We start from the raw sequence: 23,876 nt of genomic DNA, 5'->3' as shown, positions 1-23,876 counted from the left end.
AACACAAAAGAAAAATCAACCATTTCATTAAATTGACGAAGCATATTATCTTTTGGCACGACGATATCGTAAATCGCCATGAATGGGCTAAGGTTAAGAGGTTGTTGTTTTGAAATCATCCGAGACACCACCTAGAGTTAGTACAACCATTATACATAAAAAAAGTGAAAGCTTCCTCGATTTCATCGGGGAAGCTTTCACTTTTTGAACTATGAGGACTTTTTCAGTGGCCTCCTTTAAATAGGACAGTCCTTTGTGTATTAGTAACAAGGTAAGTAAGAATGAAAAGCCATAAGAAAATACATGCTTTACATAATAAAGTTCTTCCTAAATGCTATAAATAATTGTAACTACTCAGCCATACATTTCATTTAGAAATTTGGTAAGGGGTATGATTCCAGTGAAAATACGCTTACCTATAGAAAGTTATTTTCATTTTTCAGCACATAGATTGCTGCCATGAAGATCAAAATGGCCCTACACCTTGCTACCTTTTTTTGTTTTAAAACTTTGCGCGTGGCAGGAAAAAGCCCTGACCGCTCCTATACATAGCCAGTCCCTCCTGGCCATTTAAAAAAATGCTTTTCTGCCTTTTTTCATAGAGTGACATTAAGTAGTTACAAATAATTTATCAAAAAATTGGCAAGAAAACTCCATCTTCAAAACGTGTAGGGCATAGCCCAGTTTAAGGTGGAGATGAATTGCCATCGCATTTGTAAAAATATTTTCGTAGCATGGCGAATATATGTTCTTTTTGGTTGTTTTGTAGTATCATGAAGGAAAGAAGGAGGTGAACATGATGACAAAAGAAAAAGAATATGCAACCTATCAAATTTGGATTAAGAAAGGTCATAAATTGCACGCCTACTTCATGGAAATGTGTCAAAATGCAAAAAATCTTTACAATACAACGAATTTCTATATTCGCCAAGTATATACAGCCTTACGTGCTAATCAACCATTACAGCCACTTCAACAAGAAGTTCTTCATACATTACAAGCACATATTGAAATCATGAATGAAAATCAACTGCATGCATACCAAAAACGCGTACAAAAACAAAAAGAAAAACCTGTTAAAGAACAGAAAGATATAAAATGTAACTTGTTTACATTCCCGACAAAAGAGAAATCGTTCCTATCGTATCATTTCTTAGATTGTTTGTTTAAAACAATGAAACAACAAGATTATATGAACTTGCCAGCGCAAACGAATCAAGCAGTTATGAAGAAGTTGTATCAAAACTGGAAATCATTCTTCGCTTCCATCAAGGCATACCAAAAACATCCTTCCACTTTTACTGGCAGACCTCGCATTCCAAAGTATATTAGATCATCTATGAAAGAAATTGTATTTACAAATCAAGTATGTAAACTCCAAGATAAGTACATTCGTTTTCCAAAAACAAGCATAAAATTAAATATCGGTAAATTATTTGGGCGGATTGGCAATCTCAAAGAGGTACGTGTTTTTCCTGCTTACGGGAAGTTTAAGTTGGAAATTGTGACAGAACAATCTGAGCCAGCACCTGAGCATGTCGACAATAATCGCTATATGAGTATAGACTTAGGGATTAATAACATTGCAACTATCACAACGAATACAGGGGCTACTCCTGTGTTAGTAAAGGGAAATGTGATTAAAAGTATCAATCAATACTACAACAAGAAAAAGGCTTATTTACTGAGTATTCTTCGTCATGGAAAAGAATCAAAAGAAGGACCACACACATCAAAACGTTTAGAGAGGCTTCATGAGAAACGGTTTCTCAAGATAAAAGATTTCTTTCACAAAATCAGTTACCATATTGTTCATTTCGCAGTTCAACATGAAATCTCTATGATTGTGATTGGGAAAAATACATCATGGAAACAAAACAGTGACATGGGGAAACGCCAGAATCAATCGTTCTACCATATCCCGCACAATCAACTTATTGAAATGATCACCTATAAAGCAAAACGAAAAGGTATTGCTGTACAAGTCGTGGAAGAATCGTATACAAGTAAGGCATCCTTTTTAGACAATGATGTGATCCCCACTTACGGTGAGGAAGACATTCCTGTATTCAGTGGAAAACGTATCACACGTGGCTTGTATCGTACGAAAGAAAATAAACTACTGAACGCAGATGTGAATGGTTCCTATAACATCTTAAAAAAAGCAGTTCCAAAGGCGTTTGCCAATGGAATAGAGGGGTTGTGCCATCAGGCAGCTGTGTCAACTCCACTCGTGTTAAGCATCTCTTGAAGGTGATACACGAGAAACCCCCACTTCAAGATCCGAAGGAGATAAGTGGCGGGAGTTTTCATAGGTAATGCGTGTTGATATTGGATATATATACGCAAAATACTGAAAATTATGTTAAAATAGTGTTAATTGTTTGAAAAGGAGGATTTATTATGAAAAATGGTCGTCTTGCAAAAATAGATTTAACGAAAAGAATGGAATCAAAAAAAATATATAATAAAAAGCTTGAAAAATATCAAATGCGTTTACTTGCGTTGCAGCAGATTTTACGTAATGAAAAAATAGCTTTTATTATGGCTATGGAAGGCTGGGATGCTGCTGGAAAGGGCGGAGCAATTAAACGAATTACTGAGCATCTTGATCCGCGCGGTCTGCAAGTAAATCCAATTGGTGCGCCTGCTCCACATGAACAACGCTATCATTATATGCAACGATTTTGGCGGAAAATCCCGCAATATGGGCAAATTACTATTTTTGATCGCTCATGGTACGGTCGTGTATTGGTTGAACGTGTAGAGGGCTTTGCTACAAAGGAAGAGTGGACTAGGGCATATGATGAAATCAATGATTTTGAAAAACTATTAACAGATGATCGATACATAGTAGCGAAGTTCTTTTATCACATTAGTAAAGATGAACAGCTAGCAAGATTTAAAGATCGAGAGCAAAATCCTCTTAAGAAGTGGAAAATTACAGATGAAGATTGGCGCAATCGAGAAAAGTGGGACGAATATGTCGAGGCCATGGAAGATATGTTTGAGAAAACAGATAAACCAAATGCGAAGTGGCATATTATACCTGGCAATGATAAGTTGTATGCACGTGTGAAAACATTGAAAGTGGTCATTTCGTTAATCGAGGACTATTTCTTAGAACATGGTATAGAACTGCCATCGTACTATCATGAAATGAAAGAAGAAAAGCAAGAGGAGACAGAACAAGTATAAGATATAATTCATTAACTTTGTATGGAATGATGTATCTGTTTTAAGTCATATTGCGAAGGGGCAAGCTCCAACGAAACAAGTGAATGTTGAACATGCTATGCCAAATGATCGTAAAACAAACAGTATCATCGTTATTTCGGTTTAAGCTTTACTCGTTATAGGTGTATGGATATTGATAATAAGAAATATACGCAAAAAAAGATGAATAAAATAGAAAAATAGCGATTTTCTTTATGTTAGTAAATGGAATTTATTCTTGTGTCAGCTCCATAACTATGCTAAAATTTATGTAACTTTTAATGAACGGAGGGGTTTCCTTTGATCTTAATCAGATTACGTCTCAATACTTTGTGCCAATAATTGAATAGCGCTCAAAGGCTCTGTCTGTGTACAGAGTAAACGGGATTGGTCTGTCTTTTTAAAGGAACCCTATTGAACTTATATGTAAAAAGAGGGGAGGACGAATACGCCCTCTTTTTGTTTTGCCTTTAAAACAGAATGATGCAATGCATGTATACGAACATTTTTATGTTGTATGGTGCTGGATTTGACGACCATTGAACAAGCAAGAAGTGATGCTTTTATGTTTATTTGTCGCGTTTTCGTCCGTTTATGAAAAACACAGGTAGGTGTTTTCGTTTGCGCGTAATCGAAATGGAGGAATAAATATATGGAACAATTAGTACAAAAGGCAATATTAGTCGGAGTGAATTTAAATAGTGAAAGTGATTTCGAATATTCGATGGAGGAGTTAGCGAACTTAGCAGAAGCGTGCGATGTAGAAGTGATAGGGAAAGTGACCCAAAATTTACATCGTGTAAACCCATCTCATTATATTGGAACGGGTAAGATTGAAGAAGTGTCAGCGTTCGTGAAAGAAGCAGATGCGAATTTGGTCATTTTCAATGATGAGTTATCACCTTCACAAATTCGAAATTTAGAAGCAGATATAGATTGTAAAGTAATTGATCGTACGATATTAATTTTAGATATTTTTGCGCAGCGTGCTAAAACGAAAGAAGCGCAATTACAAGTTGAGGTAGCACATTTGCAATATATGATGCCTCGTTTAATTGGACTTCGTGAATCGTTAGGAAGACAAAGCGGCGGTGTTGGTACGAAGAACAAAGGGGTAGGGGAAAAGAAATTAGAGCTTGATCGCCGTAAGATTGAAGAGCAAATTGCTGCGTTAAATAAAGAGTTAGAAGCACTCGTTGCACAGCGTCAAACGCAGCGTAAACAACGTAAGAAAAATGAAGTACCAGTTGTTGCGTTAGTAGGGTATACAAATGCCGGTAAATCAACAACGATGAATGCGATGCTTGAAATATTTAACGGTTCTGCGGAGAAGCAAGTATTTGAAAAAGATATGTTGTTTGCGACACTTGAAACAGCTGTGCGAAATATTCAATTGGCAGATAATAAATCGTTTTTATTAACAGATACCGTTGGATTCGTTAGTAAATTGCCGCATCATCTTGTGAAAGCGTTCCGCTCGACGTTAGAAGAAGTAGCGGAGGCTGATTTATTAGTTCATGTCGTTGATTATGCAAATCCGAACTATGAACATCTTATCGAGATTACAAATCAAACGTTAAAACAAATTGGTGTGGAAAATATCCAGACAATTTATGCTTATAATAAAGCGGATGTTGTAGATATTGAAATTCCGAAAGTACAAGATGATCGGGTGTATTTATCTGCGAAACAAAAAGTAGGTATCGATGAACTTGTGCAAATGATTCGCACGCAAATTTATAAAGATTATACAAAGTGTGAAATGTTAATTCCTTATGATCAAGGACAGCTAATTTCTTATTTTAATGAGCATGCGAACGTTTTAGCGACGGATTATGAAAATGAAGGTACAAAGATTACTGTGGAATGTAAAATGAGTGATTTTGAAAAGCATAAAAGGTATGTAATTGGCTAAAGAGTGCACTTGAAATAAGAAAAGAAGAGCTACCGGATAGTAGCTCTTTTTTTTATGGAGTAAAGTATACCCAGTTTGAGTATTAAAGATCAGGTTCAATGAAAATCATCATTGTAGATAATATTAAATTTTAATTTTTCCGAAAATTAAAATTTAATATTTTTTACCGTTTGAAACACTTACAGAATAAACCGTCTAGAACTTAGTCTACTTTGCCGCATTCATTCACGTTATTTAGATTGTCTCCAAAACAGCTGTTCCTTTAAATTGAGGCAGCCAGTCACCATGTGCTTCAATAAGGTCATCGCATAATGCGACGATATCATCGATAGACAGTTCTGCCGCAGTATGTGGATCAAGCATTGCGGCCTGGTAAATGTGTTCTTTTTTACCTGTTATAGCTGCTTCAATAGTAAGAAGCTGGGTATTGATGTTGGTACGGTTCAGCGCCGCCAGCTGCTCAGGAAGTTCTCCTACATAACAAGGTGTAATTCCGCTCCGATCAACTAGGCACGGAACTTCAACCACGGCTTTTTCCGGAAGGTTACTGATTAAGCCGCCTGTATTCATTACATTTCCGTGGACTCTAAATGGGTTATCGGTTTCCATTGCATCAATGATATAAGAAGCGTATTCAAGTGAACGTTTATGCGTTAGGTTTTTGTTGTTAACAAGGTCTTCACGCATTTTTACCCAGTCTTCAATTTGAGTGATACAGCGGCGCGGGTATTCATCAAGCGGAATGTTCAACTTATCGATGAGTTCCGGATAATTCTTTTTGATGAAGTATGGATGATATTCGGCGTTATGCTCGGACGATTCCGTTACGTAATAGCCGAAACGGTTCATCAATTCCAAACGAACCATATCATTATGTTTTTCTTTTTGCTTTTCAGCCGCAAGTCTCTTGATTTCTGGGTACAAGTCTTTTCCATCTCTTGTCACTTCTAAAAGCCATGCCATATGATTGATTCCGGCAATTTTCCACTGGACATTTTCTTTATCCATTCCAAGCAAACGAAATAAGTACGGAACACAAACCTGGACGCTGTGGCACAATCCTATCGTTTTTACGCCGCCGTAACGAGTCATAGCCGCTGTTAACGTCGCCATCGGGTTTGTATAGTTTAAAAACAAAGCATCCGGACAAACTTCACGGATATCTTTGGCAAAATCAAGCATCACTGGAATAGTTCGTAATGCTCGGAAAATGCCGCCAATTCCGATTGTGTCTCCAATCGTCTGGCGAAGCCCATACTTTTTCGGAATTTCGAAGTCGGTCACCGTACAAGGGTCATAGCCGCCGACCTGTATGGCATTAATGACGTATTTTGCTCCGCTTAACGCCTCTTTCCGGTCCGTATAAGTCTTGATTTGCACGTTGCTACCGGAGCTTTCCTTTAGATTTTGCAGTATGTTCTCAGAATCCTTTAAGCGTTGATGGTCAATATCAAACAGTGCAAACTCGAACCCTTGGATACTAGGTACTAACATGCAGTCACCAAGTACATTTTTGGCAAAAATCGTACTTCCAGCACCTAGAAAGGTGATTTTTGACATTTATAAAACCTCCTGAATGTGAATTTTATGTTTACCTCAAAAGTTTTAAAGTGAACGCGATCCTTTTTTGGATAAGACAGACAAATGTTTCTTTCCTCCTCAAAAAGGGTTTTGTTTGAAAAAGTTTATGTGAACCATAGAAGTTGATTTTAAGAGTTACATAAATTTACCTTAGGGCTTGTCAGCAAACTAATCGGTTCATCCCGGAATAGAAGAATGATATCGTTTCATACGCCGCTGTTAAGCTTGAAAATACATTAAATTAGTTAAGAAATTTGAATTCGACTTTACTTTTGGTATCTCCTCCCGAATAGCAGGACTACTGCTTTGGCAGCTTGGTTTTGCATATCGTCTTCTCCCAGTTTAATAGGAAAAGAAGACCAATCACCTCCCTTCAAAGGAACACACTGAATTTTTGCTGCTGGCTATATAACGTTGTACTTCTTTTTCTATATTTCTGGAATATTGCTCAGGAGTAATGTTTCCAAGATTAACTCTTGACTATTTGTGAGCGTAATTTTCCACATGCCGTTATCCCATATATGCATGTATCTCTTAATTCAGTTCCATCTACAGATACACTATTATTCTCTAAAATACCTTCCAATTTAAAACCTAATCTTTCAGGTATGGCGCGGCTTTTGACATTTCTTGAGTCACAGCGAATCTCTATTCGATTTGCTTGTAATTCATGAAGAGCAAAATCTATAATTCCTCTAATAGCTTCTGTCATGTATCCTTTCCCGCTAAACCGAGAGTGAATCCAATACCCAATTTCAAATTTAGGAATATCCCAGTTAATGCGGTGTAATCCCGAAGAGGCAACAAACTCACCTGTGTCTTTAAGGAAAATGAGCAATCGTAAATCTTCACGCGCCAAAAACTTTACGTGAGAATCTCGAATATTTGCTTCTACTTCTTGTTCTGTTTGTTCTTTTTGTGCAAAAGGCATCCAAGGTTTTAATTCTTCAATAGATTCATTGATTGCGTTATATACTTCTTTTCCATCTCCAGGTCTTGGCATTCTTATGAGAAGTCTGTCCGTGTAGAACTCTGAAGGGAAATTTAATAGTAGTGGATTCATGAGTAATTCTCCTTATTTATAAAAGTTAAAAAACGACATAAAACCCCATTCTTTTTAGGAGAGGATCTGGCCTTAAAAGGTAACGGTCATGGTGTATTTTGCATGGCAGAAACTTATATGTCGAAAAAAAGCATGCAGTTATTTTTTATTATGATACACGAATGGATGTATGTGGTAAATATTTTTTCTGAATTTTAGTGAAAATTAATTTTCAATATTTTTTAGAGATTATGTTCATTTCGGAAAGTGATAAGCAGAGAAGTGGAAAAAAAGGAAGAAGAGGTATAGAATAGGTTTTGTTTAAAAAATCAGAAAAATAAAAGTGTGTGAAACATATGCAAAGATTGTTTTCAGCACAAGAGGAAAGGAGAGTGTAACATGCAGACAGCAACAAAGCCAAATGCGGTGAATACACCGACGATTTATCGTATTTTATTTGCGATTAGTTTAGGGCATTTTCTTAATGATTCGATGCAGGCAGTTGTACCGGCACTGTTTCCCATTTTAGAAAAAACGATGAATTTATCCTATATGCAGGTGGGCTGGATTGCTTTTGCTCTCAATATGACATCATCCATTATGCAGCCGGTGTTTGGGATGTATTCAGATAAGAAGCCTTCCCCATATTTGCTGCCACTAGGAATGTTTTCAAGCATGCTTGGGATGATTGGACTTGCGTTTGCACCGAACTTTTTTATTGTTATTTTATCTGTTTTATTTATTGGACTTGGATCTGCAGTCTTTCATCCAGAAGGCGCACGTGTTGCTTATATGGCAGCAGGGGCAAAGCGTGGTTTAGCGCAATCCATTTATCAAGTAGGGGGAAATACAGGGAATTCGCTTGCGCCAATTTTTACGGCACTTGTATTTGTTCCGCTTGGACAAATTGGAGCAGTATGGTTTACGGGTTTTGCAATGGTTGGAATTATCTTACTATACTTTGTTTCTACTTGGTATAAAGGCGAGTTAGCAAGCGGGGCTGTCAGAAGGAAGAAACGTGCTGCGCTAGAAGCTGACAGTTTAGTAATAAGCAGCCGAATTAAGTTTGTTATTGTATTACTTGTATTTTTAACGTTTGTTCGCTCATGGTACGGAGCAGGGATTGGGAACTTTTATCAGTTTTATTTAATCGAGCATTATGGATTATCTATTAAAAATGCACAGTTTTACGTATTTGCTTTTATGATTGCTGGCGTACTTGGCACATTTTTTGGCGGGCCGTTAGCAGATCGGTTTGGAAAGAGAAATATTATTGTTTTCTCCATGCTTGGTTCGGCACCTTTAGCACTATTATTGCCGCACGTTTCGCTCGTATGGGTTGTTCCATTGTTTCTTTGCATTGGATTTATTAGTTCTAGTAGCTTCAGTGTGATTGTTGTGTATGCACAGGAGCTTGTTCCAGGAAAGGTTGGAATGGTATCTGGATTAATTGTCGGACTTGCATTTGGGCTTGGGGCGTTAGGAGCAGTTATACTTGGAAAACTGGCAGATATATATAGCCTTAACTTTATTATGATACTATGCAGTATGTTACCATTAATTGGGTTATCATCATGGTTATTGCCAAATGACCGTAAAAAGATGTAAATATGAAAAGATTTATTTCAAATTCATACAAAGAGGTGTAACTTATATTTCAAGTTACACCTCTTTAATATTTATCGTTTTAATTTCTTCAATAGCGGAAGTCGATTGATACGATCGCCAAGAATGTCAGAAGCAAGGCCGCTTGTGAATACAAAAGCGAAGTAAACAATTCCGCCAAGAGCACCGCATATGGCCACAATTACTAATGACTCCATATATGATTGGCCAGGAATTAACCATTTTAATAACGTTTTTGAGCCAACTACTACAGCAGACATCGCAGCTGAGTAAATGGTAATAAGCAATATCGTTTTACCAGTTTTTACGATGTTAAACTTTGTATATTTCACAATGCAGTATAACATGATTACATCAGAAACGAGGTAACCAAGTATAGTTCCTAATACAGCGCCGTGTCCACCTAGTACGTATAAAAGTGGCGTGTTGACAACGACTTTTACAAGAATGCCAGCTGTAAAAGCAATCATTGTTTTACGCTGATAATCAATACCTTGTAAAATAGCAGCTGATACGGTGAAGATCGCACTCATTACAGCGGATGGTGCGTATGAGATTAAATATTGTGACCCATCTAATGCTGTATGGTGATCAAAATATACCATGCGAAATGCATCGTATGCGATGCTCGCAAGTCCAAATGATGCTGGAATTGTAAAAAATAATAAGACTGTGAAAATCTTTTCAATTTGGTTTTGCAACTCATCTAATTTACCACCCGTAAATGATTGTGTAATCGCCGGGATGATTGTAAGCGAAAAGCCTGTTGCTAGTGATGCCGGTATCATAATCAACTTTTGAGCATAGTTCGTAATGTAAGCGAACACAGCGTTTGCTTTATCAAGTGGTGTACCTATTGCTTGCAGTGCATCAGCAACAGTATATTGATCCACTAATGTATAAAGCGGAATGGCAATACCTACAAAGACAATTGGAATCGCATACCGAAGTAGTTCCATATAAATCTTTGTTAAGGAAAGCGAGGAAGAGCGTGTTTTTCGTTCTCCTTCTGGCGCACGAAGTCCATTGTATTTTCTCCAATACATAACGAGCATGGAAACACTGGCAATTGCACCAATAACAGCGCCAAATGTTGCAACTGCTACAGAAGATGCTACAGATCCGCCTAATAGTTTAGAAACGATAAAGCTTCCAACTAAAATAAAAACAACACGAGCAATTTGTTCCACAACTTGTGAAACAGCACTTGGTTTCATATATTGGAAACCTTGGAAATAACCGCGGGTAACACTCATTGCAGGCACGATAATAAGAGCAAAACTTAGTGCGCGCATTGTTAATGTTACATCTTCGACGAATCCAGGCTCAGGTGTTTTAGAGCGGATAATTAATTCTGATACGTATGGTGCGCCGAAAAATAAAATTAGGAAACCAAGGAATCCCATAACCATCATTACTTTTAAGCTTGAGTTGTATAGCTTTTTACTTGTACTGTAATCTCCTAAAGCGTTATATTTGGCAACAAATTTGGAAACGGCGATAGGAATACCTGCCGTTGAAAAGCTTAGTAAAATCCCATACCAGGAGTATGCATAAGAATATAAAGCAACTCCTTGACTTCCAACTAAAGCTTGAAATGGGAAGAAATAAATAAAACCTAAAATACGTGAAATCATTGTCGCACCGCTTAGCAGTGCAGTGCCTTTTAATACTTTTGAAGTAGACAAAATACTTCCTCCTACTCTGGTTGCTTAAGAATCATCTTTTTCTACTATAAACTTGTCTTAGTATTTTATAAAGTAAAATACTAAATTTATTATTACAGAATTTTTACAAAGTGTGTTTGTTTGCGAAATTTTAGTAGGGGGCTGTAAAGATAAGTACACTTCTTAATAATACAATTATTAAAAGATACAAAGATGCAATTAGGAAAAATTTATCATATAATAATGTTGATTCATAAGAAATATTTGGGAGGTGATGATATGGCGATTATAATGAAATTGCTAGATACTGCATCGTCTCATGCAAAGCCAAATATGGAAACGGCGATACTTTGCGTGAGGTAGAGATGTAACATACAATCGCCTGAATGGACTTGTATCATTTCTCTTATATTTGGCTTTGCACCTTATTTAGATGAAACATAAAAAATAAGGGGCGAGCGGAAATGAAATATGTAAAAGCAGCGACTGTTTTACCTGAACAGTTGATTATAGAAATTCAAAAGTATGTGCAAGGAGAAACGATTTATATTCCAAAACAAGAAAATGCTTATCATAAGTGGGGCACACGCTCTGGAGGAAGAAAGCAACTTGATGAACGAAATAAAGCAATTAAACATGCTTTTCAAAACGGAACAGTAATTCATCAACTAGCAGAAGAATATTTTCTCTCCATTGAAACTATAAAAAAAATAGTGTACTCGAAATAAATAAAAATAAATCATTGGCACTGAGTATTTTATATAAATACGCAGTGCTTTTTATGTAAAGTTTGTTTCTAAATGGTTTTCTGCATTTTATAAAGTGAATTTATTGTTTAAAATAAAAATAGATAAACAATTTTGTATGGAGTGATAGGAATGAATACCTTTATTAGAAATGATCAATACAACTTCATAAAATCACAAGCTCATATTCTAGCGAATGGACATGCAACTGCGAATGATAAGGGAGTTATTGCTGCACTGAAATCCTTGGCGATAGAAAAAGTACTACATCTATTTGAGGATCTGACAGATGAACAAAAAGAATTAATGGATATGATTTTGACGATTGAAAATAGAGAGGATGCAGAATTATTTTTGTGCAAGTTATCGCCATATGTCATACCGTTTCAAGAAGTGTCCGAGCAAACATTAAAAAAATTATTTCCTAAGGCTAAAAAGCTTAAACTGCCCAATATGGAAGAAATTAATATGAAAGAGACATCTTATCTAAGTTGGATTGATAAAGGGACAAACAGAAAGTTCATAATAGCTCGTAAAGATAATAAACTTGTAGGTGTGCAAGGTACATTTCAAAGTATAAATAAAAAAGGGATTTGTACATTATGTCACAAACATGAAGAAGTGGGAATGTTTCTTGTTGAAATAAAAGGTGATGTACCAGGTACTTTTGTTAAGAAGGGAAACTATATTTGCAAAGATAGTATAGTATGTAATCGGAATATGACTTCACTTGACAAATTAGATGATTTTATTGAGAGATTGAGAAAATAAGTAATAGATATGAATAGGAAAAAGAAAAAGGACACTGCTATTTGCGTCCTTTTTCTTTTATATTATTTCTTTTGCCAGTTTGCTTTAATAAAGTCTTCGCGGCCAGATTCTTTTTGTTCCTTGGCATATTTCTCTGGATTCTTTTTATAAAAATGTTGATGATATTCTTCTGCTTCGTAAAAGGGAGCAGCTGGGCGGATTTCTGTTACAATTGGGTCATTAAACATACCGCTTTCTGCTAATGCTAACTTCGATTTTTCAGCAAGTTCTTTTTGTCCTTCATTATGATAAAAAATTGCTGTACGGTAAGATGGACCGCGGTCGAAAAATTGTCCACCGTCATCTGTTGGGTCGATTTGTGGCCAATATAAATCTAATAACTTTTGAAAAGGGAATAAAGTAGGATCAAATGTAATTTGAACGACTTCTAAATGTCCAGATTCCCCTGATTTGACATCTTCATATGTTGGATTTTCAACATGTCCTCCTGCATAACCTGAAAGGACTTTGTGTATGCCAGGCAGTTCATCAAATGGTTTTACCATACACCAAAAGCAACCGCCAGCAAAAGTTGCAAGTTCATATTGTTTTTCTTCCATTGTATGTAATCCCCTTAAATTGATATGTTTTATATAGTATCATATATGTTTTAAATCACCGCAAGAGAAAAGTTAGGAAGAATAGTAAAATAATTATTGTGAGCGTTTATTCATAATCTCTCCATTTTGATTAATTTGTACATCGTTTGAAATAGATTGTAAATATTGCAACATATTTTGTTTTTCTGTACCTTGAAGCGGCGTAATTTGGTTATTACGAATCATATATGGATTAAATGACATGCGGACGTCGTTTCCTTTAAATTTCATTGTTAGAACTCCAGTTTCTGCGCTATGTCCTTTTACATAATCAGGGAAGAGGAAGTTTCCAAGTGAGTATGCAACAGGAACTTTGTTGTAATATTCAAAGCCTTGTAACCAGTGAGGATGACTTCCAACAATTGCATTTGCACCTGCTTCTACTATTTTTTGTACATATTCTTTTTGATAAGCAGCAGGACGATTTGTTTTTTCGACTCCCCAATGCATATACACGATCATATAATCGGCATCTTTCTTTTGCTCTTTAATTGTTTTGGTGACTAAGTTTAAATCATAGCCATTTGCAATTCCTGGTTTGTTATCTGTAGCTATCCATGCAGCATCAGGCATAAAACGAACGAAAGAGAGGAATTTAAACTTTTTCCCCTTAATTGTAACTTCTCTTGCTGTATATGCATCTTTTGCATTTTTTCCTGCGCCGATATACGGAAATCCCATTTTTTCAACATGCGAAATTGTATCCAATAAGCCGTCTTGATAATAATCGAGTGTATGATTATTTCCGATATTAACAATATCATAGCCTGTATTTTTAATCGCTTTTAACGTAGAAGGATCGCTTTTAATCCAAAACAGTTGGCCAGGATATTTTTTCTCGCGAGTTGTAAACGCAGATTCTAAATTTACAAATGAGTAGTCCGCTTTTTCTATTTCCGGTTTTACATGCTGAAATGGATAATCAGCACCTTTACTTTGAATAACAGGGCGTAATTGCCAATCAAACATTGTATCACCCGAGAATGTAAGAGTAATCTCAGGATCTTCTTTCGGTTTTTTTGTTTGTTCTTTTCCTTTAGCTTTTTCTGTTTGTTTATTTTTTACCCCTGTATTTTGATCATTTTTCGTGTCTGAACTTAGCGCATAGTTAATCAATAAGATTATCGGGGTAAAGAGTACAGCTAATACTATAGTCCGTTTTAGTAATGTTCTTTTACGAATTTTCATATGTAGTCCTTTCCTTATAAAAATAGTGTGTAGAGTTGTTTGTTTTAAAAAAATATTCAAATATAACACTTTAAGGATTTTTATATGAAGTTAACTCGAGAAGTCTCATTTCTACTTATAACTTTATATGAAAATGAATTTGAATGAAAGTAACAAAATTGAAATTTCTCTTTAAGAACAATAGTATCTTGTTTTATAATATTAATATTCGGACTTTTTTGTTTTTTGGAAAGGGGGATAGAAGTTATGGGAAACTTAGTGAATGGCCTATTCATTAGAGCAACGACACAAGAAGATTTACAACAAATTGTAAATCTATGCACGATTTACGATCAAGCTATTTATGGTGAAATTGATACAACAGAAGAGGATATTATCAACTCATGGAAAGATATTGATGTGAGTAAGAGCTCTTCTGTTGTTATAAATGAAGAAGAAAATATAATCGGATACGGGATTCTTACCGGAAATGAAGCACAATTTCCTTCTGCTGTATTAATAAATCCTGATTACATACAGCAAGGTATTGAATATTCATTATTGTCAATGCTTGAAGAGCGAGCTACGGAGCTTGTAGAGTATTCTTCTCGCTTGGACGGTACGATTGTAACACAAGCAAATAATAACTATGAGGAAGAAGTATTAGCAGAAGCTGGTTTTACTCCAACTCGTATTTGGTGGGAGATGGGGATTGAATTAAAATCAAATGTTCCATCTCCACTATGGCCAAAAGAGATTACTGTACGACATTACATACCAGGTGTGGATGATGGAGGGTTACATCAAGCTTTTAATGAAGCCTTTGCAGACCACTGGAATTCGCATCCTTCTTCACTTGAAGAGTTTTTGAAACGTACCGAAAGAGAGGGATTCCATCCTACATTATGGTCACTAGCGATGCATGGAGATGAAGTAGTTGGTTTTATCTTTAGTAAAAAGAGTACTGATAATAAAGCTGAAATTACTCACTTAGGTGTATGTCGTTCAAGGCGTAAACAAGGATTGGGATTAGCGCTATTACATCATGCATTTGGTCAATTGCAACAAGAAGGGATTTCTAAGGTTCATCTAAATGTAGACTCTGAGAATATTACAGGTGCACCACGCGTATACGAAACAGCTGGAATGAAAGTGCAGAGTAAATTTGTACGGTTTGATAAGGAAGTTTCTGTTAGGAAATAAAGTAGAAGTCCAGTGGTGAATTACTGGACTTCTTTGGCTTTTCGATGTGGGATTGAAATAAAGTCACGATGCTTTATCCCTTTAGGTAATCCTATCTAAAGGGGTGTTTTTTACTCTGGGAGTGAAATTATGTCGCTTGGATACCTGTCTTCCTGTAATCCATCAATTTATTTAATTCCTCATGAAAATGAAGGTTGTAAATGACGTTACGTCATCTATTATAGTTAGGATATAGAATACAAAGAAAGAGGAATGGTAAATGAAGAAAAGCGACATGAATTGGAAGGAGCAAGACCATTGGGGATTAAAAGAATTTCTATTAATGATGCTACTTGAATTTGTATTTGTTATAGGATGCATAAAATTCTTAGTAAAGCCCATTTATTCTCAGTGGTTTGATAATGAGTTATATTCAGGAACTTTAATAGGATTAACAATAGCGATCGTTTTAGTTTTAGGTGTATATTTTATCGTTCTTCGTCCAAAGAAACTTTCTTGGAGTGAAGTAGGAATCAGATCATTATCTATGAAGGATTGGAAAATTATTGTCTTACTAACTATTATATTAATGGTTGGTGATGTAATAGTGATGGCACTTACTAGCTTTATTGGGAATACTTATGAGAATAGCAAAACTGAAGCTATGCAGCAAAACGTAAATTTCTTTACAGTTCTTATTGCTTTTATTTCTGCGGCGGTCATTTCACCAATATATGAGGAAATATTTTATCGTGGTTTTTTATATCGATGGCTACGTACACGCTTAGGAATGATAGTGGCCATTTTTCTAAGCTCAGTAATCTTTACAATTATCCATATTCCAACTTATAACGCGATGCCTGTAAACTTCTTGAGTGGTATAGTCTTTGCATGGGCGTATGAACGAACCAATTCAATTTGGGCGCCAGTCATCATTCATGGTCTAACTAATGGAATTATGGTGCTGCTGACAACGATGGGATAGTAAAAATTGTTGTCAGCAGGTGAAGTATCCAATGCTACTGTATACATGCTTTTAAAGCATCCTATTTTCACTTTAGATAGTGAACTATATTCAAAATCAACTATCGGGGAGTTTTTGTTGAGTAAAAATGATCAAACTTTTATAAATAGTAATTAAAATTGTAAACAAAGATAACTTAAAGTTCCAAATTCATAGCTCCGATGAATCACTTTAGCCTTAGCATTACCACTCCCCATTGCAATAAATAGAGGAACAAAATGTTCTGCTCTTGGCACAGCTAAACGTGCATGCGGAGCTTCTGCTTCCCAGTTGAATAGGGCTTCTATGTTGTTGCGTTGGATTTGATCAATCAGCCATTCATCAAATTCAACAGCCCATGGTTCAGGTGTAGTTTGGTCCCACTTTAACATTCGCAAATTGTGCACGGTAACACCGCTGCCGATGACTAAAATATTTTCTTTCCCAAGTCCTTGAAGGGTTTTTCCAATTTCATATTGTTCTCTTGCGGGAAGGAAGGGGTTCACTGAGATTTGAACAACAGGTATATCAGCTTTTGGGTACATACGATGCAGGAGTGTCCAGGAACCATGATCTAATCCGCGCGCTGTATCTTGTTGAACTGCTATCCCTTGCTTTTTGAATTTCTCTTCTAACATAGCAGCAATAGTTGCCGAACCTTTTGCTGCGTATTTTATTTCATATAGTTCAGGAGGAAAACCGCCAAAATCATAAATTGTTTCATATTCATTATTTGAAGAAGAAATAGTTAAAACTTCACTTTCCCAATGAGCTGTAAAGATGACAATTGCTTTTGGTTTGTAAGTTTCACCAAGTGTTCGTAAAAAACTTGTATATTCTGTATCTTGAATGGCTAGCATAGGTGACCCATGCGCTAAAAAAAGAGATGGCATCATGTTGATTACCTCCAATAATATAATTACTTTATGTAAGTTACTATACATAATTATTTATATTTCGTCAAGAATGAATTGACAGAAATTTAAAAATCATTATTTGTAATAAGGAAAGCTTTTACATATAATTTATAGTAAGAAAAATGAAAGATGATTCATTTTGAATGGATGTAGATTCGTATTGTTGAGAAATAGATAATAGATTTGGAGGTCGTTCAAAATGAATAGACAAGAAAACTTCGTTATGACGTCGGATGGAACGGAAATTTATTTACGTCAATGGTTACCAGAAAGTGAACCTCGTGGGATAGTTCAAATTGCACATGGAATGGCGGAACATACTGGTGCGTATATAGAATGTATTGAAGCATTATTGGAGGCTGGATATGGGGTATATGCTTATGATCATCGAGGACATGGAAAAACAGTGAAGCAGGAAGAAGATTACGGCCATTTTGAGCCGAATGTGGGCTGGGATCAAGCTGTTTCTGATGTGATTTTTGTTTCAGAGCTTATTCGTAAGAAACATACCTGTCCACTTTTCTTATTAGGACATAGTATGGGTTCTTTCCTATCAAGATGTGCCGTACAGATTCGCGGTGAATTATATAATGGATTTCTTATTTCCGGAACGGGAGGGAATCCAGGGCTTTTAGGAGCTATTGGCCATAAAGTAGCAACAGTGGAAATGAAACTGCGGGGTGTAAAAACGAAAAGCCCGATGTTGAACTTTTTATCATTTGGTAATTTTAATTCGCATTTTAAGCCAAACCGTACGAAGTTTGATTGGTTGTCTTCTGATACGAATCAAGTTGATAGATACATAGAGGACTCATTATGTGGATTTATTTGTACAACGAGTTTTTACCGTGAATTATTTAACGGTGTGCTGACTGTGAACAAGCTTGAAGCATATAAGAAAACACCAAAAGATTTACCTATCTATATTTTTTCGGGAGACCGTGATCCAGTCGGAAACATGGGAAAAGGTGTACAAGAAGTGTACGACATGTATAAAAAATGCGGTGTTAAAGATGTTACCATCCGTTTATATAAGAACGGAAGGCATGAAATGCTCCATGAGGTAAACAGACAGGAAGTGTTCCAAGATGTGATTTCTTGGTTAGACGAGCATGGACAGTAGTGATTTGTAACAAATGAAGATTCAACAATTATGAGTAGCATGAGCCGTTTGTTTCACGATGGAGGTTGAAGTTATGAAAAGGTTAGTAATTATTACAGTAGGTAAAACGCATAGTGGGAAAACTACATTTGCAAGAGCTCTAGAAAAAGGGTTAAATAACTCTTTTGTTATGGACCAAGATAACCACGCTGAATTTATAAATACTAATTATGAGAAGTTACAACCAACAGAAGGACCGAATACTCTTAAGCATGGCCTTTCAAAATTCATTGTCGATTATGCAAAAGAACATACAGATTTACATCTTATTATTTGCAACTCAAATCGAAGTCGAAATGGGCGATTATATTTATTTGAAGAGTTGTTTAATAAAGCTGAATTTGTCCGTATCTTGGTTCATTTTGATATTCCAGATGATGTTCTTCAAAAACGAGTTACTCAAAGTGAGCGAAGTACCAATATATTTAGAGGTGCGTATTCTAATTTTGAGGAAGTGCTTGTTCGACAACAGGCTGAATCCCTAAAAGAAGATGTAATAGATCCAGTAGAAGGTGAAGCAGATCATTTATTTGTCATTAAAGACAACGAAGAAGTTGATTCTGTTATTAAAGAGGTTATTCATATCGCTAAATGTTTATCCTTTGTTCGTTGATTAGTTAAAGAAGAACACAGTTAAATTGATGAAGAGCTTGGAGGGATTTCCGGGTTCTTTTTTTCGAGGATAGGAGATAATGTTGCGAATAATATTCAGAAATAAAAGAATTTTATTCTCGGTATCTATGATATACAAAAGGAGAGAACTACATGATTGTTAGGGAAGCGTTTTTACAAGAAGCAAACGAATTAAGTAACGTCGCATTGTCCTCAAAAGCAACTTGGAATTATAGTGAAGAATTTATATTAGCATGTAAGGAAGACTTAACAATTACAGAACAATATATTAAGAATAATTATGTTTACATTTTAGAAGAAAACCAAGATATGATTGGCTTTTTTTCTTTTCAGAGAAGAGAAGTTGACAGTCTTGATTTTCTATATCTACACCCAATTTATAAAGGGAAAGGCTATGGCAGAATTCTTTGGGAAAGCGTTGTCCAAAAAGCGGGTGAATTAAATATAAAGAGCTTTACGATTGATAGTGATCCAAATGCGAAAGGGTATTATGTGAAAATGGGAGCGGAATTAATAGGTGAAACACCCTCTACTGTTTTTAAAAATCGTATGCTGCCGCTTTTACGGTATGATGTGTAAATTAATTTTAATTTGATATTTTGAATTCAGTTAGGGGATGCTAAGTATGGTGTATAAGGACATAGAAAAGATGAGCGAGGTTTTGTTTCGATCTTGGTCAAAAGAGACAAGTTCAAAATGGGCACTAGATAATCCGGCGAAAGGGCAATGCGGTGTAACAGCCTTAGTAGTTCATGATTTGTTTGAGGGCGAAATTATGAAGACAAAGGTTTCGGAAGGATGGCACTTTTACAATTTCATCAACGGTAAAAGATATGATTTTACTGCATCGCAATTTTTGGACGAGATAGCATATACTGACATGCCTTCTAATAGAAAAGAAGCATTTGCAGATACAAATGAGATGCAATATGATGCTTTAAAACAAAAGGTTCGTATCCATATAAAGGAATGTATTTTATATTAATTTATCTTTTGACTCTTATCAGTAAATAAGTTACTATAACGGTAGTAACTTATTTGGAGGAAATATTTATTTCTAAAAGAGTCGAGAGGGGAAATTCTTTTGAAAACAGCATATATAAGCGCTACAATCGTGACTTTGAATGAAAAAAATGAAGTGTTGCAAAATGGATATATCATTGTAGAAGATGACCAAATTATAGAAATACAATCAGGAGAATTACCGAGCGGAAAAGAAGTGGATCAAGTCATTAATCTTCATGGAAAGTGGGTATTGCCAGGTTTGGTAAATACACATACGCATGTCTTGATGAGCATTTTACGCGGAATAGGCGATGACATGCTTTTAAAGCCATGGCTTGAAACGAGAATTTGGCCGCTTGAAAGTCAATTTACACCAGAGCTTGCTGTTGCGAGCACAGAGCTAGGTTTATTAGAAATGGTGAAAAGCGGGACAACAACATTTTCTGATATGTTTAATCCAATTGGAGTAGATCAGGATTCTATTATGGAAGCTGTTCGTAAAAGTGGTATGCGAGCAGCTGTTTCTCGAACATTATTTAGCTTCGGAACGAAAGAGGATGAAAAGAAGGCAATTCAAGAAGCGGAGAAGTATGTAAAACGTTATGCCAATAAAGATGGCATGTTAACAACGATGGTTGCTCCTCATAGTCCATATGCATGTTCAACTGAAATGTTAGAAGAGTGTGCACGAATTGCAGTGGAAAATAAGACGATGGCCCATATTCATCTTTCTGAAACAGAACGTGAAGTTCAAGATATTGAAGCGCAATATGGAAAACGGCCAGTAAAGTATGTAGCAGATTGTGGATTGTTCAAAAGACCGACTGTAATTGCTCACGGTGTTGTGCTAAATGATAATGAGCGCACTTTCTTAGCAGAACATGATGTGCGTGTTGCTCATAATCCGATTAGTAATTTAAAATTAGGATCGGGTATCGCGAACGTTCGTGCAATGTTAGAGAGCGGCATAAAAGTCGGAATTGCAACAGATAGTGTGGCCTCTAATAACAATTTAGATATGTTTGAAGAAATGCGCATTGCCACTTTATTGCAAAAAGGTGTTCATAAAGACGCGACAACATTACCTGTTGAAACACTTCTCACATTAGCGACAAAAGTAGGGGCAGAGGTAATCGGGATGAACCAAACAGGTTCATTAGAAGTAGGCAAGTGTGCTGACTTTATTACAATTGATCCATCTAAAAAGCCACATTTACAACCTGCAGAAGAAGTATTGTCACATCTTGTATACGCAGCGAGTGGAAAAGACGTTTCAGATGTTGTAATTAATGGAAAGCACATTGTTTGGAACGGTGAATGTAAAACGTTAGATGAAGAGCGTATAATTTTTGAAGCAAGCCGTTATAAACAAGGATTGAGCATGTAAATAGTAAGAGAAGGCTATCCTTTCATTAAATGAAAGGGTAGCTTTCTTGTTTATATTTGAAAGAATAAAAATTCGGTGAAATGTAACACTTTTGAGATAATTATTCTGTTATAATATATAACGCTTTATAACTTTATTAAAGGAGCCGATTTATGAAACAACCTGAACGACTACTGATAGGAATTATACTTGCCACCTCTTTATTGATTTCAGCTTGTAGTAACAATTCGAGTAAACAGAAGGAAGTAAGTGAAAAACAAGTATTAAATGTAACGATATCAGAAGAAATTCCGTCCTTAGATACTGCAAAATCAATGAGTGGTACATCATCGCATGTCATGCAAAATATATTTGAAGGGTTATATGTACTTGATGAGAGAGATAATCCAGTACCAGGTGTTGCAAAATCTTTTGAGAAAAGTACAGATGGGAAAACATATATCTTTCATTTACGCAAAGATGCAAAATGGTCGAACGGGGATGCTGTAACAGCAAATGATTTTGTTTATTCATGGCAGCGTACACTGAACCCGCAAACAGCATCGCAATATGCAAACATGTTATATTATATAAAAAATGCAGATGCAATAAATAAAGGAGACTTAACTGTTGATCAATTAGGTGTAAAAGCGATTGACGATGTTACATTAGAGGTACAGTTAGAGAAACCGATCCCTTACTTTCTTAATTTGTTAACACTTCCTGTTTATTTACCACAGCACAAATCGTTTGTTGAGGGAAAAGGAAGTAAGTATGGATTAGAACCACCCGATATGATTTACAACGGTCCATTTGTATTATCGGAATGGAAACATGAGCAAGAATTTAAGTTGAAGAGAAATGATACATATTGGGATAAAAATAACGTGAAATTAGAAGAAATTAATTTTCATATTGTAAAAGAGATAGCAACAGCAGTTAATTTGTATGAAACTGGTAGTATCGATCGTACGCCAATTAATTCTTCGTTTGTTGACAAATATAAAGGGAAAAGTGATTTTCATACAACAAAAGAACCTGCTATAGCTATGTTACGATTTAATCAAAAAAATTCTGCACTAGCAAACACAAAATTACGACAATCGATTTCTATGGCTTTAAATAAAGAAGCAATAGTAAATCATTTTCTAAACAATGGTTCAACAGCCGCTCAAGGATTAATACCAAAAGGATATAAGAATGAAAAAGATGGAAAAGATTTCAGAAAAGAAAACGGTGATCTTTCCGTATATAATGTTGAAAAGGCAAAGACTCTTTGGGGAGATGCGAAAAAAGAGCTTGGTGTAGACCAGATAACACTTGAATTTTTAACATTTGAACAGGACCAAGCGAAGCTGATAGCGGAATATATAAAAGGAGAACTTGAAAAGAATTTACAAGGATTAACAATAAAAATAAAACCGCAACCGTTTAAACAAAAATTGCAACTTGAACAAACAGGGCAGTATGATATATCGCTGTTTGTATGGGGACCGGATTACAAAGATCCGATTAGTTATTTAGAATTATTTACGACAGATAATCCAAATAATAAAATGAATTTTTCTAATAAGCGATATGATGAATGTATAAATAGTGCGAGAAATGATCTGTTATTGGAAGAGAAAAAGCGCTGGGAATCTATGCAAGAAGCGGAAAGAATCTTAATACAAGATGCTGCTATTGCACCGCTTTACTATATCGGTTCAGCTTACGTTCAAAAGGAATATGTAAAAGGGATTGAAAAGCATCAATTTGGTGGTGTTTATACGTATAAACATGCTTATATAAGTGGAAAAGAGAAATAAATAAGAGATTAAGTAGCTAAGTGCTTTGAATAAGCCTTAGCTATTTTTTTATAGTATTTACGCAAATAAACTTTTCTATCATATCTTTCGAGAGGACTCCCACCTCTAAACATATGTGAAGGTGGTGAGGTGAATCGAAAAAATATTTTATTTTCAAGCAAAACAACAGAAACGTATGTTCTTGTTCTGGTATAATACCCTTAATAAGGAGGTGAAAAAATGACAACGGAAAATCAAATACATTATAAAACTCTTCAGATTTGGATTAAAAAAGGACATCGTATGTATTCTTATTTTCAAGAATCTTGCCAAAACGCTAAAAATATGTACAACACGACAAACTTTTATATACGACAAGTGTATACAGGTTTGACACAAGATAAGGAATTGCAACCTTTACAAAAAGAAGTTTTGGATACAATTGATAAAAA

Annotated in this window: 20 protein-coding genes and 1 pseudogene; 15 read left to right on the top strand and 6 right to left on the bottom strand. The window is 35.6% G+C overall.

The annotated features are described in order from the left end of the window. Positions 1-799 precede the first annotated feature (799 nt). The 3 genes from BR72_RS15865 (at position 800) to hflX (ending at position 5,131) form a co-directional block, all read left to right on the top strand. Positions 800-2,251 (top strand): RNA-guided endonuclease InsQ/TnpB family protein, encoded by a 1,452-nt coding sequence (locus BR72_RS15865; RefSeq protein WP_035434457.1) that lies wholly within the window; start codon positions 800-802, stop codon positions 2,249-2,251. A gap of 152 nt (positions 2,252-2,403) precedes the next feature. After that, the gene (locus BR72_RS15860; RefSeq protein ID WP_035434456.1) at positions 2,404-3,198 is read left to right on the top strand and encodes a polyphosphate kinase 2 family protein; all 795 of its coding nucleotides are present in this window, start codon (positions 2,404-2,406) and stop codon (positions 3,196-3,198) included. Between the two features lie 670 nt (positions 3,199-3,868). Then, positions 3,869-5,131: a GTPase HflX gene (gene hflX, locus BR72_RS15855; RefSeq protein WP_035434454.1), complete on the top strand. Its 1,263-nt coding sequence runs from the start codon at positions 3,869-3,871 to the stop codon at positions 5,129-5,131. 234 nt (positions 5,132-5,365) lie between these two features. On the opposite strand, the gene BR72_RS15850 is transcribed toward hflX, so the two are convergent. Both BR72_RS15850 and BR72_RS15845 read right to left on the bottom strand, forming a co-directional pair. Next, the gene (locus tag BR72_RS15850; protein ID WP_035434452.1) at positions 5,366-6,691 is read right to left on the bottom strand and encodes an alpha-glucosidase/alpha-galactosidase; all 1,326 of its coding nucleotides are present in this window, start codon (positions 6,689-6,691) and stop codon (positions 5,366-5,368) included. Positions 6,692-7,181: 490 nt separating this feature from the next. Further along, on the bottom strand, positions 7,182-7,775 hold the full coding sequence (locus BR72_RS15845; protein WP_035434450.1) for a GNAT family N-acetyltransferase: 594 nt from the start codon (positions 7,773-7,775) through the stop codon (positions 7,182-7,184). A gap of 378 nt (positions 7,776-8,153) precedes the next feature. Here BR72_RS15845 and BR72_RS15840 point away from each other — a divergent pair, with 378 nt between their 5' ends. After that, complete coding sequence (locus tag BR72_RS15840) at positions 8,154-9,362, top strand: MFS transporter (RefSeq protein ID WP_035434449.1); 1,209 nt, start codon at positions 8,154-8,156, stop codon at positions 9,360-9,362. 71 nt (positions 9,363-9,433) lie between these two features. Here the strand turns inward: BR72_RS15840 and BR72_RS15835 are convergent, their stop codons facing one another. After that, complete coding sequence (locus BR72_RS15835; protein ID WP_035434447.1) at positions 9,434-11,068, bottom strand: putative polysaccharide biosynthesis protein; 1,635 nt, start codon at positions 11,066-11,068, stop codon at positions 9,434-9,436. A gap of 443 nt (positions 11,069-11,511) precedes the next feature. Between BR72_RS15835 and BR72_RS15830 the strand changes: the two genes are divergently transcribed. Further along, positions 11,512-11,775, top strand: a complete 264-nt coding sequence (locus BR72_RS15830; RefSeq protein WP_035434445.1) for a CD3324 family protein — start codon at positions 11,512-11,514, stop codon at positions 11,773-11,775. Positions 11,776-11,925: 150 nt separating this feature from the next. Further along, the gene (locus BR72_RS15825) at positions 11,926-12,564 is read left to right on the top strand and encodes a FusB/FusC family EF-G-binding protein (RefSeq protein WP_035434444.1); all 639 of its coding nucleotides are present in this window, start codon (positions 11,926-11,928) and stop codon (positions 12,562-12,564) included. Between the two features lie 62 nt (positions 12,565-12,626). Here BR72_RS15825 and msrA read toward each other — a convergent pair whose 3' ends face one another. After that, on the bottom strand, positions 12,627-13,163 hold the full coding sequence (gene msrA, locus BR72_RS15820; protein WP_035434443.1) for a peptide-methionine (S)-S-oxide reductase MsrA: 537 nt from the start codon (positions 13,161-13,163) through the stop codon (positions 12,627-12,629). A gap of 93 nt (positions 13,164-13,256) precedes the next feature. Next, a complete protein-coding gene (locus tag BR72_RS15815) occupies positions 13,257-14,390 on the bottom strand; it encodes a CapA family protein (protein WP_035434442.1) in 1,134 nt (377 codons plus the stop codon). Positions 14,391-14,648: 258 nt separating this feature from the next. Between BR72_RS15815 and BR72_RS15810 the strand changes: the two genes are divergently transcribed. Together BR72_RS15810 and BR72_RS15805 are read left to right on the top strand one after the other, a co-directional pair. Next, positions 14,649-15,572 carry a GNAT family N-acetyltransferase gene (locus tag BR72_RS15810; RefSeq protein WP_141771689.1) on the top strand — a complete coding sequence of 308 codons (924 nt, stop codon included), beginning with the start codon at positions 14,649-14,651 and terminating at the stop codon, positions 15,570-15,572. Between the two features lie 259 nt (positions 15,573-15,831). Beyond that, positions 15,832-16,536: a CPBP family intramembrane glutamic endopeptidase gene (locus tag BR72_RS15805; RefSeq protein ID WP_035434439.1), complete on the top strand. Its 705-nt coding sequence runs from the start codon at positions 15,832-15,834 to the stop codon at positions 16,534-16,536. Between the two features lie 152 nt (positions 16,537-16,688). Here the strand turns inward: BR72_RS15805 and BR72_RS15800 are convergent, their stop codons facing one another. Next, complete coding sequence (locus tag BR72_RS15800) at positions 16,689-17,450, bottom strand: DODA-type extradiol aromatic ring-opening family dioxygenase (RefSeq protein WP_035434435.1); 762 nt, start codon at positions 17,448-17,450, stop codon at positions 16,689-16,691. Positions 17,451-17,670: 220 nt separating this feature from the next. On the opposite strand from BR72_RS15800, the gene BR72_RS15795 reads away from it, so the two are divergent. From BR72_RS15795 to BR72_RS15765, 7 genes and pseudogenes are all read left to right on the top strand, one after another. Continuing rightward, positions 17,671-18,594 (top strand): alpha/beta fold hydrolase, encoded by a 924-nt coding sequence (locus tag BR72_RS15795; protein ID WP_035434434.1) that lies wholly within the window; start codon positions 17,671-17,673, stop codon positions 18,592-18,594. 73 nt (positions 18,595-18,667) lie between these two features. Then, positions 18,668-19,246: an AAA family ATPase gene (locus BR72_RS15790; RefSeq protein ID WP_035434433.1), complete on the top strand. Its 579-nt coding sequence runs from the start codon at positions 18,668-18,670 to the stop codon at positions 19,244-19,246. A 152-nt stretch (positions 19,247-19,398) separates the two neighbouring features. Further along, positions 19,399-19,845, top strand: coding sequence for a GNAT family N-acetyltransferase (locus BR72_RS15785; RefSeq protein ID WP_035434432.1), 447 nt, complete (start codon positions 19,399-19,401; stop codon positions 19,843-19,845). Between the two features lie 46 nt (positions 19,846-19,891). Next, positions 19,892-20,251, top strand: coding sequence for a YunG family protein (locus BR72_RS15780; protein ID WP_035434431.1), 360 nt, complete (start codon positions 19,892-19,894; stop codon positions 20,249-20,251). A 99-nt stretch (positions 20,252-20,350) separates the two neighbouring features. Beyond that, positions 20,351-21,658, top strand: a complete 1,308-nt coding sequence (locus tag BR72_RS15775; protein ID WP_035434430.1) for a bifunctional S-methyl-5'-thioadenosine deaminase/S-adenosylhomocysteine deaminase — start codon at positions 20,351-20,353, stop codon at positions 21,656-21,658. Between the two features lie 152 nt (positions 21,659-21,810). Then, positions 21,811-23,445: a peptide ABC transporter substrate-binding protein gene (locus tag BR72_RS15770; protein WP_035434429.1), complete on the top strand. Its 1,635-nt coding sequence runs from the start codon at positions 21,811-21,813 to the stop codon at positions 23,443-23,445. 219 nt (positions 23,446-23,664) lie between these two features. Then, a pseudogene (locus BR72_RS15765) lies at positions 23,665-23,876 on the top strand (RNA-guided endonuclease InsQ/TnpB family protein); the annotation flags it as partial.

The sequence above is a fragment of the Bacillus sp. UNC322MFChir4.1 genome (assembly GCF_000746135.1).
Taxonomy (GTDB): Bacteria; Bacillota; Bacilli; order Bacillales; family Bacillaceae_G; genus Bacillus_A.
This window is presented reverse-complemented; position numbering and strand designations above follow the sequence as displayed.

Excerpts from the sequence above, each read along its gene's own strand:
- BR72_RS15865 (WP_035434457.1), top strand. The coding sequence starts at position 800 with ATGACAAAAGAAAAAGAATATGCAACCTATCAAATTTGGATTAAGAAA.
- BR72_RS15860 (WP_035434456.1), top strand. The coding sequence starts at position 2,404 with ATGAAAAATGGTCGTCTTGCAAAAATAGATTTAACGAAAAGAATGGAA.
- hflX (WP_035434454.1), top strand. The coding sequence starts at position 3,869 with ATGGAACAATTAGTACAAAAGGCAATATTAGTCGGAGTGAATTTAAAT.
- BR72_RS15850 (WP_035434452.1), bottom strand. The coding sequence starts at position 6,691 with ATGTCAAAAATCACCTTTCTAGGTGCTGGAAGTACGATTTTTGCCAAA.
- BR72_RS15845 (WP_035434450.1), bottom strand. The coding sequence starts at position 7,775 with ATGAATCCACTACTATTAAATTTCCCTTCAGAGTTCTACACGGACAGA.
- BR72_RS15840 (WP_035434449.1), top strand. The coding sequence starts at position 8,154 with ATGCAGACAGCAACAAAGCCAAATGCGGTGAATACACCGACGATTTAT.
- BR72_RS15830 (WP_035434445.1), top strand. The coding sequence starts at position 11,512 with ATGAAATATGTAAAAGCAGCGACTGTTTTACCTGAACAGTTGATTATA.
- BR72_RS15825 (WP_035434444.1), top strand. The coding sequence starts at position 11,926 with ATGAATACCTTTATTAGAAATGATCAATACAACTTCATAAAATCACAA.
- msrA (WP_035434443.1), bottom strand. The coding sequence starts at position 13,163 with ATGGAAGAAAAACAATATGAACTTGCAACTTTTGCTGGCGGTTGCTTT.
- BR72_RS15815 (WP_035434442.1), bottom strand. The coding sequence starts at position 14,390 with ATGAAAATTCGTAAAAGAACATTACTAAAACGGACTATAGTATTAGCT.
- BR72_RS15805 (WP_035434439.1), top strand. The coding sequence starts at position 15,832 with ATGAAGAAAAGCGACATGAATTGGAAGGAGCAAGACCATTGGGGATTA.
- BR72_RS15800 (WP_035434435.1), bottom strand. The coding sequence starts at position 17,450 with ATGATGCCATCTCTTTTTTTAGCGCATGGGTCACCTATGCTAGCCATT.
- BR72_RS15795 (WP_035434434.1), top strand. The coding sequence starts at position 17,671 with ATGAATAGACAAGAAAACTTCGTTATGACGTCGGATGGAACGGAAATT.
- BR72_RS15790 (WP_035434433.1), top strand. The coding sequence starts at position 18,668 with ATGAAAAGGTTAGTAATTATTACAGTAGGTAAAACGCATAGTGGGAAA.
- BR72_RS15785 (WP_035434432.1), top strand. The coding sequence starts at position 19,399 with ATGATTGTTAGGGAAGCGTTTTTACAAGAAGCAAACGAATTAAGTAAC.
- BR72_RS15780 (WP_035434431.1), top strand. The coding sequence starts at position 19,892 with ATGGTGTATAAGGACATAGAAAAGATGAGCGAGGTTTTGTTTCGATCT.
- BR72_RS15770 (WP_035434429.1), top strand. The coding sequence starts at position 21,811 with ATGAAACAACCTGAACGACTACTGATAGGAATTATACTTGCCACCTCT.